This window comes from Rhodococcus sp. NPDC054953 (assembly GCF_053609225.1).
Window position 1 is genome coordinate 64261 of the sequence record NZ_JBSGXD010000002.1, and the last position, 16274, is coordinate 80534.

At 71.2% G+C, this 16274-nt stretch carries 17 protein-coding genes; 8 read left to right on the forward strand and 9 right to left on the reverse strand.

Translation table 11 applies throughout. From position 1 onward, the window contains the following. Positions 1 to 111: 111 nt before the first annotated feature. Positions 112 to 735, reverse strand: coding sequence for a copper chaperone PCu(A)C (locus tag ACWF62_RS01920; RefSeq protein WP_378507443.1), 624 nt, complete (start codon positions 733 to 735; stop codon positions 112 to 114). A 278-nt stretch (positions 736 to 1013) separates the two neighbouring features. Here ACWF62_RS01920 and carD point away from each other — a divergent pair, with 278 nt between their 5' ends. Genes carD through rlmB form a run of 5 tightly spaced genes read left to right on the forward strand, consistent with a single transcriptional unit; the run spans position 1014 to position 5139 of the window. Beyond that, a complete protein-coding gene (gene carD / locus ACWF62_RS01925; RefSeq protein ID WP_378507442.1) occupies positions 1014 to 1502 on the forward strand; it encodes an RNA polymerase-binding transcription factor CarD in 489 nt (162 codons plus the stop codon). A 39-nt stretch (positions 1503 to 1541) separates the two neighbouring features. After that, positions 1542 to 2249, forward strand: a complete 708-nt coding sequence (ispD, locus tag ACWF62_RS01930; protein ID WP_378507441.1) for a 2-C-methyl-D-erythritol 4-phosphate cytidylyltransferase — start codon at positions 1542 to 1544, stop codon at positions 2247 to 2249. A 12-nt stretch (positions 2250 to 2261) separates the two neighbouring features. Next, complete coding sequence (gene ispF, locus ACWF62_RS01935) at positions 2262 to 2738, forward strand: 2-C-methyl-D-erythritol 2,4-cyclodiphosphate synthase (protein WP_378507440.1); 477 nt, start codon at positions 2262 to 2264, stop codon at positions 2736 to 2738. 11 nt (positions 2739 to 2749) lie between these two features. Beyond that, entirely contained in the window at positions 2750 to 4156 is a 1407-nt protein-coding gene (cysS, locus tag ACWF62_RS01940; RefSeq protein WP_378507439.1) for a cysteine--tRNA ligase, read from the forward strand. Positions 4157 to 4158: 2 nt separating this feature from the next. Next, positions 4159 to 5139 (forward strand): 23S rRNA (guanosine(2251)-2'-O)-methyltransferase RlmB, encoded by a 981-nt coding sequence (gene rlmB, locus ACWF62_RS01945; protein WP_378507438.1) that lies wholly within the window; start codon positions 4159 to 4161, stop codon positions 5137 to 5139. Positions 5140 to 5182: 43 nt separating this feature from the next. Here the strand turns inward: rlmB and ACWF62_RS01950 are convergent, their stop codons facing one another. Further along, entirely contained in the window at positions 5183 to 6052 is an 870-nt protein-coding gene (locus tag ACWF62_RS01950) for a 5-oxoprolinase subunit C family protein (RefSeq protein WP_452629302.1), read from the reverse strand. Between the two features lie 56 nt (positions 6053 to 6108). On the opposite strand from ACWF62_RS01950, the gene ACWF62_RS01955 reads away from it, so the two are divergent. Next, positions 6109 to 6798: a ZIP family metal transporter gene (locus tag ACWF62_RS01955; RefSeq protein WP_378507436.1), complete on the forward strand. Its 690-nt coding sequence runs from the start codon at positions 6109 to 6111 to the stop codon at positions 6796 to 6798. 91 nt (positions 6799 to 6889) lie between these two features. Here the strand turns inward: ACWF62_RS01955 and ACWF62_RS01960 are convergent, their stop codons facing one another. From ACWF62_RS01960 to ACWF62_RS01980, 5 genes are all read right to left on the reverse strand, one after another. Beyond that, complete coding sequence (locus tag ACWF62_RS01960) at positions 6890 to 7501, reverse strand: 5-oxoprolinase subunit B family protein (protein WP_378507435.1); 612 nt, start codon at positions 7499 to 7501, stop codon at positions 6890 to 6892. Then, the gene (locus ACWF62_RS01965; protein WP_452629303.1) at positions 7501 to 8259 is read right to left on the reverse strand and encodes a LamB/YcsF family protein; all 759 of its coding nucleotides are present in this window, start codon (positions 8257 to 8259) and stop codon (positions 7501 to 7503) included. Before ACWF62_RS01965 ends, ACWF62_RS01960 begins: the two co-directional genes overlap by 1 nt. A 67-nt stretch (positions 8260 to 8326) precedes the next feature. Further along, complete coding sequence (locus tag ACWF62_RS01970; RefSeq protein ID WP_452629304.1) at positions 8327 to 9205, reverse strand: metal ABC transporter permease; 879 nt, start codon at positions 9203 to 9205, stop codon at positions 8327 to 8329. Then, a complete protein-coding gene (locus ACWF62_RS01975) occupies positions 9202 to 10044 on the reverse strand; it encodes a metal ABC transporter ATP-binding protein (protein WP_378507432.1) in 843 nt (280 codons plus the stop codon). Before ACWF62_RS01975 ends, ACWF62_RS01970 begins: the two co-directional genes overlap by 4 nt. Then, a complete protein-coding gene (locus tag ACWF62_RS01980) occupies positions 10041 to 11099 on the reverse strand; it encodes a metal ABC transporter solute-binding protein, Zn/Mn family (protein WP_452629305.1) in 1059 nt (352 codons plus the stop codon). The genes ACWF62_RS01975 and ACWF62_RS01980 overlap by 4 nt, the downstream gene beginning before the upstream one ends. 86 nt (positions 11100 to 11185) lie before the next feature. Here ACWF62_RS01980 and ACWF62_RS01985 point away from each other — a divergent pair, with 86 nt between their 5' ends. Beyond that, positions 11186 to 12295: a LacI family DNA-binding transcriptional regulator gene (locus ACWF62_RS01985; RefSeq protein WP_378507430.1), complete on the forward strand. Its 1110-nt coding sequence runs from the start codon at positions 11186 to 11188 to the stop codon at positions 12293 to 12295. A gap of 244 nt (positions 12296 to 12539) precedes the next feature. Then, the gene (locus tag ACWF62_RS01990) at positions 12540 to 12911 is read left to right on the forward strand and encodes a nuclear transport factor 2 family protein (protein ID WP_378507429.1); all 372 of its coding nucleotides are present in this window, start codon (positions 12540 to 12542) and stop codon (positions 12909 to 12911) included. A 67-nt stretch (positions 12912 to 12978) separates the two neighbouring features. Here the strand turns inward: ACWF62_RS01990 and otsB are convergent, their stop codons facing one another. Both otsB and kstR read right to left on the reverse strand, forming a co-directional pair. Then, positions 12979 to 15519, reverse strand: coding sequence for a trehalose-phosphatase (gene otsB, locus ACWF62_RS01995; RefSeq protein WP_452629306.1), 2541 nt, complete (start codon positions 15517 to 15519; stop codon positions 12979 to 12981). Between the two features lie 14 nt (positions 15520 to 15533). Then, entirely contained in the window at positions 15534 to 16184 is a 651-nt protein-coding gene (gene kstR, locus ACWF62_RS02000) for a cholesterol catabolism transcriptional regulator KstR (protein WP_378507427.1), read from the reverse strand. Between the last annotated feature and the right edge of the window lie 90 nt (positions 16185 to 16274).

Here is a 16274-nt window from a genome sequence, read left to right on the forward strand (position 1 = left end):
TTTTCTCGGTCTTTGCGAGCCGGCTCTTCCTCCCCTCCCCTCCCCCCCCCCCCCCAACCCCCCCTCCCCCCCCCCCTGGGCCTCGTTTGCTCCCCACGGCGGCGGTTCGGATCAGTGGCCGCCGACGAGTTCGGCCAGCGTGCCGGTGCCCGCGTTGCCGGAGACGTCGGACTCGTGGCGGTCGAGGACCGGGCCCGCGTCGACGGGGGCGTCAACGGTGATCTCCCCGGAGCGCTCGAACGTGAACGTGACCGGAACGGTCAGGCCGGGCCGGACGGTCTCGGCGACGTCGTTCAGGGTGACCAGGATGATGTCGGACTCGATCTGCTCGCCGTCGTCGGTCACCGTTGCGTCGGGGGTGCCCGCGCTCAGCGCGGTCTGCGGCTTGATCACCCGGCCGCCGACCTCGCCCGCGATGGTGACGGAGGCCGCCTTGTCGGTGGTGATCTTGGTGAGCCGCTCCGGCTGGAACTCGCTCTCGTTCACCGCGGTGAAGGCGAGGGCAACGGTGCCGCCCGCTTCCAGGCTGTGCTCGGACGCCGAGTCGGGGTACACGATGTGCACATTGCGCAGCGAGATGTCGCCCTGGTTGGCGTAGTTGCCGTTGACCGCGGCGACCTGCGTCGCGGTCTGGGAGATCTGGCCCGCGCTGCAGGCGGACAGCGAGATGGCCGCGGCTGCGGCCAGGGCAACGGCGGTGGCGACTCGGCGAGTCGACGCGTTCAGTGCTGTCACGGGGTGTCCTCCACGGCGTCGGGTCGTGTAACTCAACTAGGCAGAGTAGTAGTCACGCGGACATCGCGCGTCCCCGGGTCGATCTTCCCGGGTTGCGCACCGTTCGCGGGGTGCGCAAATCCCGGGGGGACGGGCCCCTCATCGGGTCCCGTCGATGCATGTTCGTGACCTCGTGTCAACCCCTCTGATCAGCCCACTGTGCGTCTGACCAGGGACGTTGGAACCGGTATCGGGAGAACCCGTGATAAACTGGGCAGATCGAAAGGGGCACGGGACAGATGATTTTTAAGGTCGGAGACACCGTCGTATACCCCCACCACGGAGCGGCGCTGATCGAGGCAATCGAAACTCGCACCATCAAGGGTGAAGCAAAGGAATATCTCGTACTGAAGGTCGCGCAGGGCGACCTCACCGTCCGGGTCCCCGCAGAGAACGCCGAGTACGTCGGCGTTCGTGACGTGGTGGGCCAGGAGGGTCTGGACAAGGTCTTCCAGGTGCTGCGCGCGCCGCACACCGAGGAGCCGACCAACTGGTCGCGGCGGTACAAGGCCAACCTGGAGAAGCTGGCCTCCGGCGATGTGAACAAGGTGGCGGAGGTCGTTCGTGACCTGTGGCGTCGCGAGCAGGACCGCGGCCTGTCCGCGGGGGAGAAGCGGATGCTCGCCAAGGCTCGCCAGATCCTCGTCGGTGAGCTTGCGCTCGCCGAGGGCACCGACGACGCCAAGGCCGAAACCATTCTCGATGAGGTCCTCGCGGCTGCGTCCTGACGCCCGACGCAGGACGATGCAGACACGAATGCACCACAGATGAACACCGTGACAGGCCCGGCCGACGCACCCAGCGGAGGCCGGGTCGTCGCATTGGTGCCCGCGGCGGGGCAGGGCACCCGGCTCGGGGCGGGGATACCGAAGGCGTTCGTGACGCTGCGCGGCCGGACGCTGCTGCAGTGTGCCGTCGGCGGACTCCTTGACTCCGGCGCCGTCGACCGCGTCGTGGTGATCGTGCCGCCCGACGATGTCGACCGGATCCGCGGTGAGCTGCCCGCTGGCGTCGACGTCGTCGGCGGCGGAGCGGAACGGACCGACTCGGTGCGGGCGGGCATCGCCGCGGCGGGGGACGCGGACCTGCTGCTCGTGCACGACGCCGCCCGCGCGCTCACCCCGCCCACCCTGATCGCCAGGGTGGTCGCCGAGTTGCGGGCGGGCCGCGACGCGGTGGTGCCCGCCCTCCCGGTCGCCGACACCATCAAGACGGTGGACCTGCTCGGCGTGGTCACCGGGACCCCGGATCGGTCGCAGCTGCGGGCCGTGCAGACCCCGCAGGGCTTCGCCGCGGAACTGCTCCGGCGGGCATACCTGGCCGCCGACACGATCGCCACCGACGACGCCGGACTGGTCGAACGAATCGGTGCGCGGGTCCGCACCATCGCCGGCGAACCCCTCGCCTTCAAGATCACCACACCGCTCGACCTCGCGCTGGCGCGGGCGTTGACGGACCCCGACACCAACGAATAGGAGTGCGCGGCAGTGCGAGTGGGCATCGGAACGGATGTGCATCCGATCGAGACGGGACGGCCATGCTGGATCGCGGGCATCCTGTTCGAGGGCGAGGACGGATGCGCGGGCCATTCCGACGGTGACGTCGCCGCGCACGCGCTGTGCGACGCGCTGCTGTCCGCGGCGGGCCTCGGCGACCTGGGTTCGGTGTTCGGCACCGGCCGCCCCGAGTGGGACGGTGCGAGCGGGGCGACCCTGCTCATCGAGGTCCGCAGGCTGCTCCGTGAACACGGCTTCGAGGTCGGCAACGCCGCGGTCCAGGTGATCGGCAACCGGCCGAAGGTCGGGCCCCGGCGGGCCGAGGCGCAGGACACCCTCTCGGCGGTTCTCGGGGCGCCCGTCTCGGTGTCCGCGACGACCACCGACGGCCTTGGGCTGACCGGACGCGGTGAGGGCATCGCCGCGGTCGCGACCGCGCTGGTCATCACCGCAGCGGCGGACCGGTAGGATCGCACGTCGTGACCCTGCGACTGTTCGACACCGAAACGCGGGCCCTGCGTGAGTTCGTCCCGCTGGTCCCCGGCTACGCGTCGATCTACCTGTGTGGGGCCACCGTGCAGGGCGAGCCGCACATCGGTCACGTGCGCAGCGGGGTGGCGTTCGACGTGCTCCGCCGCTGGCTGACCGCGCACGGCAACGACGTCGCGTTCGTCCGCAATGTCACGGACATCGACGACAAGATCCTGAACAAGGCCGCCGACGCGGGCCGGCCGTGGTGGGAGTGGGCCGCGACCTACGAGCGGTCGTTTACCTGGGCGTACGACCAGCTCGGGGTGCTGCCGCCGTCGGTCGAGCCGCGGGCCACCGGACACATCACCCAGATGGTCGAGCTGATGCAGCGTCTCATCGACGCCGGGCACGCCTACCCGTCCGCGGGCGACGTGTACTTCGACGTGCTCAGCTGGAAGGCATACGGGGCGCTGTCCGGGCACAAGCTCGACGACGTGCACCAGGGTGAAAGCGCAGCCGAGGGCAAGCGCGACCCGCGGGACTTCACGCTGTGGAAGGCGCAGAAGCCGGGCGAGCCGTCCTGGCCGACGCCGTGGGGACGCGGGCGACCCGGCTGGCATCTCGAGTGTTCCGCGATGGCGGGTGCCTACCTGGGAGCCGAGTTCGACATCCACTGCGGTGGACTGGACCTGGTGTTCCCGCACCACGAGAACGAGCTCGCCCAATCGCGCGCCGCCGGCGACGGGTTCGCCAGGTACTGGCTGCACAACGGTTGGGTCACCATGGGCGGCGAGAAGATGTCCAAGTCCCTCGGCAACGTGCTGTCCGTCCCCAACGTTCTGAAAAGGGTGCGGCCCCAGGAGCTTCGGTTCTATCTCGGCGGCGCGCACTACCGGTCGATGCTGGAGTACTCCGATCACGCGCTCGATGTCGCCGCCGAGACCTACCGCGGTATCGAGGCGTTCGTGCTCAAGACCGCCGAGCGTGCGGGCGACGTACCGGTCGGCACCTGGACCGAGGCGTTCGCTGCCGCGCTCGACGACGACCTCGGGGTGCCGAAGGCGCTCGCCGAGATCCACGGCCGCCAGCGGGAGGGCAACCGGGCGCTGACCGCGGGCGACCTCGACACGGCAGTCGTGATCGCCGGGCAGGTTCGGGCGATGATGGGCATCCTTGGTGTCGATCCGCTCGACCCGCACTGGGCACGCGAATCCGGCGACGCCACCGCCGCCCTCGACGCACTGGACGTGCTGGTCCGCGCCACCCTCGACGCCCGCCAGCAGGCCAAGGCGGACAGGGACTGGGCGGCGGCCGACGCGATCCGGGACCGGCTCGCCGCCGCGGGCATCGCGGTCACCGATACGGCAAACGGGCCAGAGTGGTCCCTCGAGAAGAACCGCAACGAAGCAGGGTAGTGATGGCAGGCAATTCGAGCAGGCGCGGCGCGGTCCGCAAGAGCGGCACCAAGAAGGGGCAGGTCACCGGCTCCGGCGGCAAGGGGCGGCGCAGCCTCGAGGGCCGGGGGGCCACCCCGCCTGCGGTCGAGCGGACCAAGCACCCCGCCGCGAAGCGGGCCCGGGCGGCCGAGAAGGCCGCGGCCTCCGGACGTCCCGGCGGCAGCGCGCCCCGCGGTCGTGGCGGATCGCCGCGCAAGGGCGACGCAGGCCCGGAGAACGTCCTCGGCCGCAACCCCGTCCTGGAATGCCTGCGGGCCGGTGTGCCCGCGACCGCGCTGTACGTCGCGGTCGGCACCGAGAGCGACGACCGGTTGTCCGAAAGCGTCCAGATCGCCGCGGACAAGGGCATCTCCATCCTCGAGGTGCCGCGCACCGATCTGGACCGGATGAGTGCCAACGGCCTGCACCAGGGTGTCGCGCTGCAGGTGCCGCCGTTCCGGTACGCGCACCCGGACGATCTTCTCGCCAATGCCCGCGCCCAACAGGAGCCCGCGCTGCTGGTGGCGCTCGACAACATCACCGACCCCCGCAACCTCGGCGCCGTGGTCCGTTCGGTGGCTGCGTTCGGCGGTCACGGCGTGGTGATCCCCCAGCGGCGCAGCGCATCGGTCACGGCCGTTGCCTGGCGCACCAGCGCGGGCGCCGCGGCCCGGCTCCCGATCGCGCAGGCCACCAACCTCACCCGCACCCTCAAGGACTGGGCCGCGAAGGGCGTGCAGGTCGTCGGCCTCGACGCGGGCGGCGACACCACCCTCGACGAGTACGACGGCACCGGCCCGGTCGTGGTCGTCGTCGGCTCCGAGGGCAAGGGCCTCTCTCGTCTGGTCCGCGAAACCTGCGACAGCATCCTGTCCATCCCGATGGCGGGCCCCGTCGAGTCGCTCAACGCGTCCGTCGCCGCGGGCGTCGTCCTCGCCGACATCGCGCGTCAGAGGCGCTGACGCGCCCGTGCGCGATTTTTACCCCAACTGGGGTAAAAATCGCTCACAGTCGCTGATCTGCGGAGAAGCGGACCACGTCCCCGGGCACCAGTTGTGCGGCCGCGCCCAGATCCGCGTCGGCCACGACCGCGATCACCGGGTATCCGCCGGTCACCGGGTGGTCGGCGAGAAAGAGGACGGGTAGCCCGCTGCCGGGAACCTGCAGTGCCCCCGGAACCATGCCCTCACTGGGCAGTTCGGCGGTCACCGCTCGGACGAGGGGCGTGGGTCCGGCGAGCCGGGCGCCAACACGGTTGGTCTCGGTGGTCACCGTCCACGCCTGCTCGGTCAGGACGCGCAGCGCGCCGGGCTCGAACATGTCCGCGCGAGGACCGATCCGCACCCGAAGCACGGCCGGTCGTGGCGGGGTGGGTGGCGGCGGGACGAGATCCGATGCGGGCCACTCCCGGGGGGACGGTCCGATCGGCAGCCGATCGCCGGCCCGAACGGGATCGGGACCGAGGCCGGCGAGGGTATCGGTTGCCCGGCTGCCGAGGGTGACGGGCGCGTCCACGCCGCCGCGCACTGCCAGGTAGCTGCGCAGGCCGCCGGTCAGCCGGCCGAGGGCGAGTACGTCGCCGGGGGCCAGGTGCACGACGGTGTAGTCGGGGTGCGGAACCCCGTTGACGGACAGCGGAACCCGAGCCCCGGTGACCGCGACGGTGGCCGGCGCGGCGGCGCGCACTCGCAGTCCGCCGAGCAGCACCTCAAGGGTCGCCGCGTGGGGTGCGTTGCCCACCAGTCGGTTTGCGGTGTCGTGGGAGGTGAGGTCGGCGGCGCCCGACCGCCCGACCCCGAGGTGTGCGTAGCCGGGTCGACCCCGGTCCTGCACGGTGACCGATGCGCCGACCCGCTCAACGAGAAGCCATCCCACGAAACTGATTGTCGCGCATCCCTGGCGGCGGCGCCGGAGCGCCGTAGCATCACCGCATGGTGACCGCGCTGCTCTACGGTCTGGGGACCGCGCTGCCGATGCTCGTCGGCGCCTTCGTCGGGTTGCGGTACGACCTGCCCCGTCCGCTGCTGGCCGCATTGATGGCGTTCGGGTCGGGCGCGATGGTGGCCGCCGTGTCGACGGAACTGTTCCAGCCCGCGTTCGAGGCCGAGGGCATTGTGGTGGCCGGTGTCGCGCTGATGCTCGGTGCGCTGGTCTACGTCGTCGCCGACCGCCTGATCGAGAACAAGCTCGGCGCCGCCGCACTCGGGTGGGCACTGATGCTGGGTGCACTGCTCGACGGGATCCCGGAGAACACGGCTCTCGGCGTCTCCCTCGGTGTCGAGGGCGGGCTGGTCCTGCTGGTCGCGATCGCGGTCGGCAACGTGCCCGAGGCGGTTGCGGGTGCGGCGTCGATGCGGGCGCAGCCGAACTTCGACCGTCGCAGGGCCGCGCTGCTGTGGACGGTCACCGCCGTCGTGCTGATCCTCGTCGTGGTCGCGGCATATGCCGCGGCCGACAGCATCTCCCCGCAGCGGATCGCGGTGATCCAGGCGTTCGCTGGCGGTGCCACGATCGCGGTGCTCGCCGACTCGTTGATGCCGGAGGCGTACCGGGAGGGCGGCTGGTGGGTCGGGCTGTCGACGGCGCTCGGCTTCCTGGTCGCGTTCGCCCTGGGTGGCTGAATCTCGGCCCAGCCAACCGCTGAATGGGGGTTCATGCGTCACCTGCTCGCCCAGATCGACGCATGAACCCCCGTTCAATGCTTCGGGGGGGTTAGACGGGGTGGAAGCGGACGGTGGCGCCGGGTCGCAGCAGGGCAGGCGGATCGCGGTCCGCATCCCACAACCGGGCATCGGTGGTGCCGATGAGCTGCCAGCCGCCAGGCGACGATCGCGGATAGACGCCGGAGAACTCGCCAGCCAACCCGACCGCGCCAGCGGGAACAGCGGTGCGGGGCGTCCCTCGGCGCGGGACGTGCAGCGACGCAGGCCCCCCGACGAGGTAACCGAATCCGGGGGCGAAGCCGGCGAACGCGACCGTCCACGTCGCGGCGGTGTGCGCGGCAACCACCCCATCGACCCCGAGCCCGGTCAGCGCCGCCACCTCGTCGAGGTCCGGCCCGTCGTACCGGACGCCGACCCGGACGGTATCCCGGCGCCCGGTGTCCGCGTCCGGCAGCGGCGGGGTGTCGCGCAGCCAGCCGAGCACCGTCGCCCGGTCGACGACCGTCCGGTCGAAACGCACCAGGATGGTGCGGGCCGCGGGGACCACCTCGTCGACTCCGACCGGGCGGGTCCCGTCGAGCGCCCGGAACGCCGCGAGAACCGCGTCGAGGGAGTCGAACTCGGCGAGCATCGCGCTGTCCCCGACGTCGAGGATGCGCATCACACGAACGGCGCCACGTCGACGCCAGCGCCGTCGAGCCGTTCCCGGATCCTGACCGCCATCGCGACGGCGCCCGGCGAGTCGCCGTGCACGCACACCGACTCCGGCCGGGCCTCGAGGACGGTGCCGTCGACGGCCTCGACCCGACCGTCCTCGACCATCCGAAGCACCCGCGCGGCGACCGCGTCCGGGTCGGTCAGCACGGCCCCCGGCTGCGAGCGCGGGACCAGTTCGCCGGTCGGCAGGTAGCCGCGGTCCGCGAACGCCTCGGTGACGGTGCGCAGTCCGGCCGCCTTCGCCTCGGCGAGGAACACCGACCCGGGAAGCCCGAGGACCGGAAGGGTCGGGTCGTATGCGACGACCGCCGCCACCACCGCCCGCGCCTGTTCGCGGTGTCGGACCACCGTGTTGTACAGCGCACCATGCGGTTTGACGTACCCGACCGCGGACCCGGACACCTGCGCGAGGCCGTCGAGCGCGCCGATCTGGTAGATCACGTCGGCGGTGAGATCGGCGGGGGAGACGTCGATGAACCGGCGGCCGAAGCCGGCCAGGTCGCGGTAGCCGACCTGGGCGCCGATCCGGACCCGGCGCGCGGCGGCGGACCGGCACGTCGACAGCAGGGTGGCCGGGTCGCCCGCATGGAAACCGCAGGCCACGTTCGCGCTGGTCACCAGCGCCAGCATCGCGTCGTCGTCGCCGAGGCGCCAGGTGCCGAAGCTTTCGCCGAGGTCGCTGTTGAGATCGATCATCGCCACGGGGCTGATCCTAGGCCGCGACCGCGAGCCGCCCGACACATCAGGCCGCGACGAGCCGCCCGACACATCAGGCCGCGACGAGCCGCCCCATGTTCGCGCGGCGCCGCGACCCGACGAACCGGCAGATCAGGTAGATCACGAACGAAATGGTGGTGACGAACGTCGACACCGGCACCCCGGGCGCGAGGGAGAGCAGGATCCCGCCGACCGCAGCGAGTTCGGCGAACAGGATCGCGAGCAGCGTCGTCCTCAGCGGGCTCGAGGTGATCCGGGCGGCCGCGGCGGCAGGCGTGATGAGCAGCGACAGCACCAGCAGTGCACCGACGATCTGGACGCCGAGGGCGGCGGCGACGCCGACGAGAACGGCGAACACCAGTGACAGCCCGCGGACCGGGACGCCCCGCGCCCGCGCGACGTCGGGGTCGGTGCTCGCGAACAGCAGCGGCCGGTACACGAGCACCAGCACGGCGAGCACGGCAACCGCGCACACCAGCAGCAGCTGCAGACCGCTGTTGCCGACGCCGACGATCTGCCCGACGAGGAGTGAGAAGCTGGTGCCGGTGCGGCCGGGATAGAGCCACATGAACAGCACCGACAGACCGAGGCCGAACGACATGATGACCCCGATCACCGAATCCCGTTCGCGCGCCTTGCTGCCGAGCAGCGCGAACAGGACGGCGGCGATCACCGAGCCGACGATGGCGCCGACCCCGACGCTGATCCCGGCGAGCAGGGCGGCGGACGCACCGGTCAGTGACAGTTCGCTGGTGCCGTGCACGGCGAACGACATCTGCCTGCTGATGATCAGCGGGCCGATCGCGCCCGCGAGCAGGCCGAGGATCGCGGCCGCCAGCAGCGCCTGCTGGACGAAGTCGTACTGCAGCAGGTCGAGCGTGGTCCGCCAGTCGAGCATGCTCGACAGCGCGTCGGAGAGTTTGTCGTTCATGCGTCGCGGTCCTCGTGGTGTGCGCAGTCGGTGCTCAGTTCGCCAGCGCCGCCGAGCGCGTCGATCGCGTCGCCGGTCCCGACGACGACGAGCCTGCCGCGTACGTGCAGCACCTCGACCTCGGTGCGGTACAGCTCGGACAGCACCCGCGAGGTCATCACCTCGGCGGCGGTGCCGATCCGGAACCGGCCGTCAACGAGGTAGAGGACGCGGTCGACGAGCGGCAGGATCGGGTTGATCTCGTGGGTGACGAACAGGACCGCGGTGTCGTGGCTGCGGCGCCTGCGGTCGATCAGGTCGGACACGCGATGCTGGTTCGCCAGGTCCAGGCTGAGCAGTGGCTCGTCGCAGAGCAGCACCCGGGGGTCGCCGACCAGTGCCTGCGCGACCCGCAGACGCTGCTGCTCCCCGCCGGAGAGGGCGCCGATCGGGGCATTCGCGTACGACTGGGCGCCGACCTCGGCGATCGCAGCGTCGACGATCGCCCTCCTGGTCCGCCGCCCCCGCAGCCCGGTGCCCCAACGGTGCCCGTCGACGCCGAGGCCGACGAGGTCACGACCCCGCAGCGGCAAACCCTCGTCCATCGACTTCTGCTGCGGGATGTATCCGACGTGCGGGTTGCCGACCCGGACCGGGCTGCCCGCGATCCGGGCGCTGCCCGCGGTCAGCGGAACCTGGCCGAGGAGCATCTTCAGCAGCGACGTCTTGCCCGACCCGTTGGGGCCGAGGACCGCAATGAACTCGCCAGGGGCGACGTCGAGGTCGAGCCCCGACCACAGCGTGCGGGCGCCGTAGGACAGTTCGGCACCCTTCAGTTCGAGTGCGCTGGCGGTGCTCATGCGGCGGGTGCGGCGGCGGCGCCGTCCAGCGCCTGCGCGAGCCGTTCCGCGGTGCCGATCTGCCACTGCACGTAGTCGATGCCGTCGGGGAGGGTCTCGGTGACCTCGACGACGGGGATCCCGGCGGCCTCGGCGACCTCGCGGATGCTGCGGGTCACCTTGTCCTCGGTCTGGCCGTTGTAGACGAGCACGGACACCTTCTTACCTGCCAGCAGGTCCCGGGTGGCGGCAATCGCGGCGGGCGGCGGGTCGTTGCCCTCCTCGATGGCGCGGGTGAAGTCGGCCGGCGTTTCGTCGCGCAGGCCTGCTGCCGCGAGCAGGTAGTGGGCGATCGGCTCGGTCTGGGCGATCGCCGTCCCGGGGTGCCGTGCGGCGATGCCAGCGGTGACGTCCGCGACGGAATGCAGTTTCCCGTGGAACGCTTCGGCATTCGCGGTGTATGCGGCGGCGTTCGCGGGGTCGAGTGCGGCGAGTTCGGTGGCGACGCGGTGGGCGACGGAGTCGACGGTCGGAACGTCGAACCACACGTGCTCGTTGCTGCCGCCGTGCGAGTGGCCGTGTCCGTCCCCGGCCTCGGTGTCGTCGGCAGGCGCCGCGGTGTCGTGCCCGGCATGGTCGTCGCCCGCGTGCAGGTCGGACTCGATCCCGAGCAGGTCGACGGCGGTAACGGCGGGCTTGTCGGGCAGCGCGGCGAGGATGTCGTCGATGAACTCGTCGTAGCCGCCCCCGTTGTGCACGACGAGATCGGCGTCGGTCAGGGCTGCGGCATCCCGCGGTGACGCCTCATAGGAGTGGGGGTCGGCGGACGGTTCGTCGATCAGCGCGGTGACGTCCGCGTGCTCACCGGCGACGGCGGTCGCGACCGAGCCCCACACGTTCGTCGAGGCGACGACCTGGATGCGCCCGTCCCCGGCGGCGTCGGAGGCGGCGGTTCCGCAGGCGCTCAGGCCAAGGACGGTGACGGCCGCCAGTCCCAGTGCCGCCCCGGCCCGGCGGCCGAGCCCGCCGCGAGCGGGGCGCGGGGCGCGGTGGGGCGACGGCGGGGGGAACGGCATGCCCATAACATTAATGGAAACCGTTTCCGTTGTACATTGGCGGGGTCGTGCGTTCGGTCACCCGACCGGGCGCGTACCGTCCCGTTATGCCCCGCTCCCCTCATCCGCATCGCCAGGCGACCCTGGCCTCCCTCGCGGCGGAGCTGAAGGTGTCCCGCACCACCGTCTCGAATGCGTACAACCGGCCCGATCAGCTCTCCGCCGAGCTGCGCGCTCGAGTCCTCGAGGCGGCCAAGCGGCGCGGCTACCCCGGCCCCGACCCCGTCGCGCGGTCGCTGCGCACCCGCAAGGCGGGTGCGGTCGGCCTGCTGCTGACCGAGGCGCTCAGCTACTCGTTCCGCGACCCCGCGGCAATGAGCTTCCTGGCGGGCCTTTCCGAATCCTGTGAAGAGGCGGGGCAGGGCCTGCTGCTGATCCCTGCGGGGCCGGGTCGCGCCGCCGACGACGCCGCCGCAGCCGTTCACAAGGCAGGCGTCGACGGATTCGTCGTCTACTCCGTCGCCGACGACGACCCGCACCTGGCCGCCGTCCTGGAACGCCGCCTGCCCGTCGTCGTGTGTGACCAGCCCCGCCGGGTCCCCGACGCCGCACTGGTCGGCATCGACGACCGCGGCGCAATGCGCGAGCTGGCGGACCACGTCACCTCATTGGGGCACAGCGAAATCGGGATCCTGTGCATGCGTCTCGGGCGCGACGCCCGCAACGGTCGCGCCGACCCCGAACGGCTCCGGTCGCCCCACTCCCACGTCCAACGGGAACGCATCGGCGGCGTGCAGGATGCGATGGTGGCCGCGGGCCACGACCCCGAGACGCTCACTGTCATCGAGAGCGCCGACCACACCGGCGACGCCGGATACGCCGCAGCCGAACGCGCCCTGGCGATCAACCCGCACATCACCGCGCTGGTGTGCACCACCGACGTCCTCGCGCTGGGAGCACTGGAATTCGCCAGGTGGCGCGGCATCGACGTGCCAGCCGAACTGACCGTCACCGGCTTCGACGGGGTGTCCAGGGCGCTGCGCATGGGATTGACGACCGTCCGGCAGCCCGCGGAGGAGAAGGGCAGGCGGGCAGGCGAGTTGCTGCACCGCACCGCGCAGTCCGGGATCGTCGACGTCGAGATGCTCGACACCGAACTCATCCGTGGCCGCACCTCGGCGCCGCCCCGCACCTGGCAGCGTGGCCCCGCCGAGTGACCCGAGCAGCGTGGCCCCGCCGAGTGACCCGAGCAGCGTGGCCCCGCCGAGTGACCCGAGCAGCGTGGCCCCGCCGAGTGACCCCAGCAGTGTGGCCCCGCCGAGTGACCCCAGCACGTCTCGCTGAGTAGGACCCGCCGGCGACCGTCGCCGATCCGACCTAGGTTGACCGTCGGGCGGGTCACTGCAGTGCGTGTGCCGAAACCGGCCACCGGTGCCCGCCCGTGACATGGGAGGTTCATCGATGGCGTCGGCCGAGGAATTGCGGGCAGTCGTGGAGCGCTACGTGCACCTGATCGCGACGGGCACCGGCGCGGAGATCGCCGCGCTGTACGCGGAGGACGGCAGCGTGGAGGACCCGGTCGGCAGCGAGCCCAAGGTCGGGCGGGCCGCCCTGGCAGAGTTCTACGACCGCGCCGCCGCGATGGAGAACACCACCGAGCTGCTCCGGGTTCGCGTCGCGGGCAATGAGGCGGCCGCGCACTTCCGGGTCGCCTCGAAGGCGGGCGACACGACATACACGACCGAGCCGATCGACACCTTCCGGTTCAACGACGCGGGCGAGATCGTCGCCCTCCGCGCCTACTGGGCGCCGTCGGACATGATCGTGTCGTAGGCGCTGCGCGCCGTGCGTGATGGGTACCCCGACCGGGGTGCACATCACGCACGGCGGCGGAGCCGATTCAGCTGAGGAGCTGGGCGCAGCGCAGCAGGCCGATGTGGCTGTACGCCTGCGGGTGATTGCCCAGCGAGCGCTCCGCGACCGGGTCGTACTCCTCGGCGAGCAGGCCGGTGGGGCCCGCGGCATCGACCAGCTGCGCGAACAGCGCCTCCGCGTCGGCGCGCTGCCCCACCAGCAGGTACGCCTCCACCAGCCACGCCGCGCACAGGTGGAAGCCGCCCTCCCCGCCGGGCAGTCCATCGTCGTGGTGGTACCGGTACACCGTTGCGCCGCTCCGCAGTTCGGCCTCGGTGGCGGTGACGGTCGCCGCGAACCGGGGGTCGGACGGGTCGATCAGGCCGGACAGCCCGATGTGCAGGGTCGCGGCGTCGAGGTCGGTGCCCTCGTAGGCCGCGGTGTACGAGCCTGCGCGGTCGCTCCAGCCGCGGTCCTTCACCTCGTCGGAGATCTCCCGCCGCAGCGCCTCCCAGTCGGCGCCCGGCACTCGACCGAAGTCCGCGGCCAGCGCCAGCGCCCGGTCCACGGTCACCCAGCACATCACCTTCGAGTACACGTGGTGGCGCGGGGTTCCGCGGATCTCCCAGATCCCGTTGTCGGGTTCCGCCCACCGGCGCTGCACCGCCGACACCATCGCAAGGACCAGGTCCCAGTCCCGGTCGGTCAGCGGCTCGGCGGCACCCTTCTTCTTGCGGGCCTGCGCGAGGTCGGCGATCAACTCCACGATCGGCCCGAACACGTCCAACTGGACCTGGGAGTTCGCCGCGTTGCCCACCCGAACGGGCCGGGAGCCGCCGTAGCCGGGCAGCGAGTCGATCACCGCCTCCGGCGGCAGATTGGTGCCGTGGATCGTGTACAGCGGGTGCAGGCGTTCCGGTCCGGGGATGGTCTCGAGCACGCGGTGCACCCACTCGAGGAGTCCCTCGGCCTCGCCGACCGATCCGAGCGCGACGAGGGCGGACGCGGTCATCGATGCGTCCCGCAGCCAGCAGTAGCGGTAGTCCCAGTTACGGACCCCGCCGAGTTCCTCGGGCAGTGAGGTGGTTGCCGCGGCGAGGATCGCGCCGGAGTCCGCGTGCACGAGCCCGCGCAGGGTCAACGCGGACCGCTTCATCAGCCCGGTCTTGCGGGACGGCAGCTCCAGGCCGTCCGCCCAGTCCTGCCAGTACGCCTCGCTGGTGCTGCGTCGCTCCGCCTCCGGGACCGCGGACGGACCAAGATCTGTTGTTCCGCAGCGCAATTCGAGAACAATCGGGCCATTGCTCGGGTCGACAACGGCGTGCGCGGTCTGCTGGATGCCGTCGCTGGTGATCTCCCATTCGACCCCGGGCGACCGCAGCACCACCGGGTCGTTGGTGCCGTACACCCGCAGGCCGTTCTCCTCGACCTCCAGGTGCACCTGCACCTGACCGAACTCGGGGCGCGGCGCGAAGGTGACTCCAGCCTTGGCGCGCCCGGTGATGACCCGGGTCAGCTCCGTGTGTCCCTGCGGGACATCGTGCGGCAGGTAGTCGGTGACCTGCAGGCTCGCCCATCGGGTCTGCACCGTCATCGTGCCGTCGACGTAACTCTGGCTCAGCGGCAACCCGGGACGCAGCGGTTCAACCGTGAAGTGGCCCGCGCCGACCCCACCGAGCAGATGCGCGAAGACCGCCGCGGAATCCGGCTCCGGATGGCATAGCCAGGTCACCGTCGCGTCCGGCGTCAGCAGGGCAACGGTCCGGGGGTTGGCGAGCATGGTGAGCCGCTCGATCTGCGGGGCGCTCTCCCCGTGCAGCCAGGTCCGCCGCTCCTCGAGCAGAAACGCCAGCGCCGCCCCGACGTCCTCGGTGCGCTCGATCCGGAACTCCGCGAGGGACTCGCCGTCGCCGACCTTGATGCCGACGTCCGGTCCCTGCAGCCGGGCGAAGGCCTTCTCGTCGGTGACGTCGTCCCCGAAGAACACGGTCGCCGAGGCGCCCTCCCGATGTCGCAGGATGTCGAGGGCCTCGCCCTTGTCCGTGACGATCACCGCCAGTTCGATCACCGCCTTGCCCTCGGTGACCTGAACGCCGTTCCATTTGGCCGCGCCGTCGCGGACCCGGGCCAGGGCGTCCTCGGCGACGTCCGGCGCGGCGTTGCGCACGTGCAGTGCCGCGCTCGCCGGCTTGACCTCGACGTCGACCCCCGGGCCGTCGGCGGCGACGGCCTGCAGTTCCGCGGTCAGTTCCCGGAGCAGGCGGCGAGCGTCGTCGCTGATCTCGTGCACGAACCCGACGTCGAATTCGGACCCGTGGCTGCCGACGAGCTGCACCTCGACCGGGAGCCGGGACAGCATCGCCAGGTCGCGCAGCGCGCGACCGGAGATCACGGCGGAGGTGGTTCCCGGCAGGATCGCCAGCGCGCGCAGGGCACGCACCGCGTCCGCGTGGGGGAACGCCTTCGACGGGTCCGACACGATCGGCGCCATGGTGCCGTCGTAATCGGACGCGACAAGTAGGCGCGGCGTCCTCGCGATCGACACGAGACGCCGACGGAGCTCGACTGGCAGATCCTGCGCACTCACTGCGCAGAGTCTACTTAGGAAGTCGCCGGATCCTGGTACCCACCGAGCAACAGTTCGATGGTCAGTTCCAGACGCTTGGCGACATCGGTGGCGGAGGAGCGCCGCGTCAGCCACGCGACCAGGTTGGACAGCCACACGTCGGAGACGACGCGGGCGATCTGCAGCTGCTCCTCGCTGGGGGTGCCGTCGCTGATCGCGCGGGCGAACAGCGAGTCCATCAGCTGGCCGACCTGGTCGACCTCGGCCGCCGCCGACGCATCGGCGAACATGAACGCGCGGGTCATCGCCTCGGTCAGCAGCGGATCGCGCTGCATCGCCCGGGTGATCTGGCCGAGGATCAGGTTCATCCGCTCGATCGGGCTGTCGCCGGGCGGCATCTTCTTGCGGGAGTCGATCTTCTCGAACTCGCGGGCCAGCGCGGACACCAGCAGGTGAACCTTCGACGGGAAGTAGCGGTACAGGGTGCCGACCGCGACATCGGCCCGCTCGGCGACCGCCCGCATCTGCACCGCCTCGTAACCGCCCTTCGACGCGAGCGCGAGGGTCGCGTCGAGGATGCGCTTACGCCGTTCACGCTGGGCGTTGGAGCTGAGGTCGTCGTCCGTCAGTGTGGAGACGGTTCCATTGCCCTTGCCTGCGGAACGGGTGCGTGAAGAGGAGGTCATCAACGAGCTTCCTTGTTGTGCTGCTCAATGTCTAAAGGTTCTATGTGCGCTTGGCGTCCGGCCTTGACTGAGAGCCGACTAAGAGATTAG

What these genes read in the sequence shown, in the direction of transcription:
- ACWF62_RS01960 (WP_378507435.1), bottom strand. Translation starts at nt 7,501, where the DNA reads ATGCGCATCCTCGACGTCGGGGACAGCGCGATGCTCGCCGAGTTCGAC.
- ispD (WP_378507441.1), top strand. Translation starts at nt 1,542, where the DNA reads ATGAACACCGTGACAGGCCCGGCCGACGCACCCAGCGGAGGCCGGGTC.
- rlmB (WP_378507438.1), top strand. Translation starts at nt 4,159, where the DNA reads ATGGCAGGCAATTCGAGCAGGCGCGGCGCGGTCCGCAAGAGCGGCACC.
- ACWF62_RS01975 (WP_378507432.1), bottom strand. Translation starts at nt 10,044, where the DNA reads ATGAGCACCGCCAGCGCACTCGAACTGAAGGGTGCCGAACTGTCCTAC.
- kstR (WP_378507427.1), bottom strand. Translation starts at nt 16,184, where the DNA reads ATGACCTCCTCTTCACGCACCCGTTCCGCAGGCAAGGGCAATGGAACC.
- carD (WP_378507442.1), top strand. Translation starts at nt 1,014, where the DNA reads ATGATTTTTAAGGTCGGAGACACCGTCGTATACCCCCACCACGGAGCG.
- ACWF62_RS01955 (WP_378507436.1), top strand. Translation starts at nt 6,109, where the DNA reads ATGGTGACCGCGCTGCTCTACGGTCTGGGGACCGCGCTGCCGATGCTC.
- ACWF62_RS01990 (WP_378507429.1), top strand. Translation starts at nt 12,540, where the DNA reads ATGGCGTCGGCCGAGGAATTGCGGGCAGTCGTGGAGCGCTACGTGCAC.
- ACWF62_RS01985 (WP_378507430.1), top strand. Translation starts at nt 11,186, where the DNA reads ATGCCCCGCTCCCCTCATCCGCATCGCCAGGCGACCCTGGCCTCCCTC.
- ACWF62_RS01970 (WP_452629304.1), bottom strand. Translation starts at nt 9,205, where the DNA reads ATGAACGACAAACTCTCCGACGCGCTGTCGAGCATGCTCGACTGGCGG.
- ACWF62_RS01980 (WP_452629305.1), bottom strand. Translation starts at nt 11,099, where the DNA reads ATGCCGTTCCCCCCGCCGTCGCCCCACCGCGCCCCGCGCCCCGCTCGC.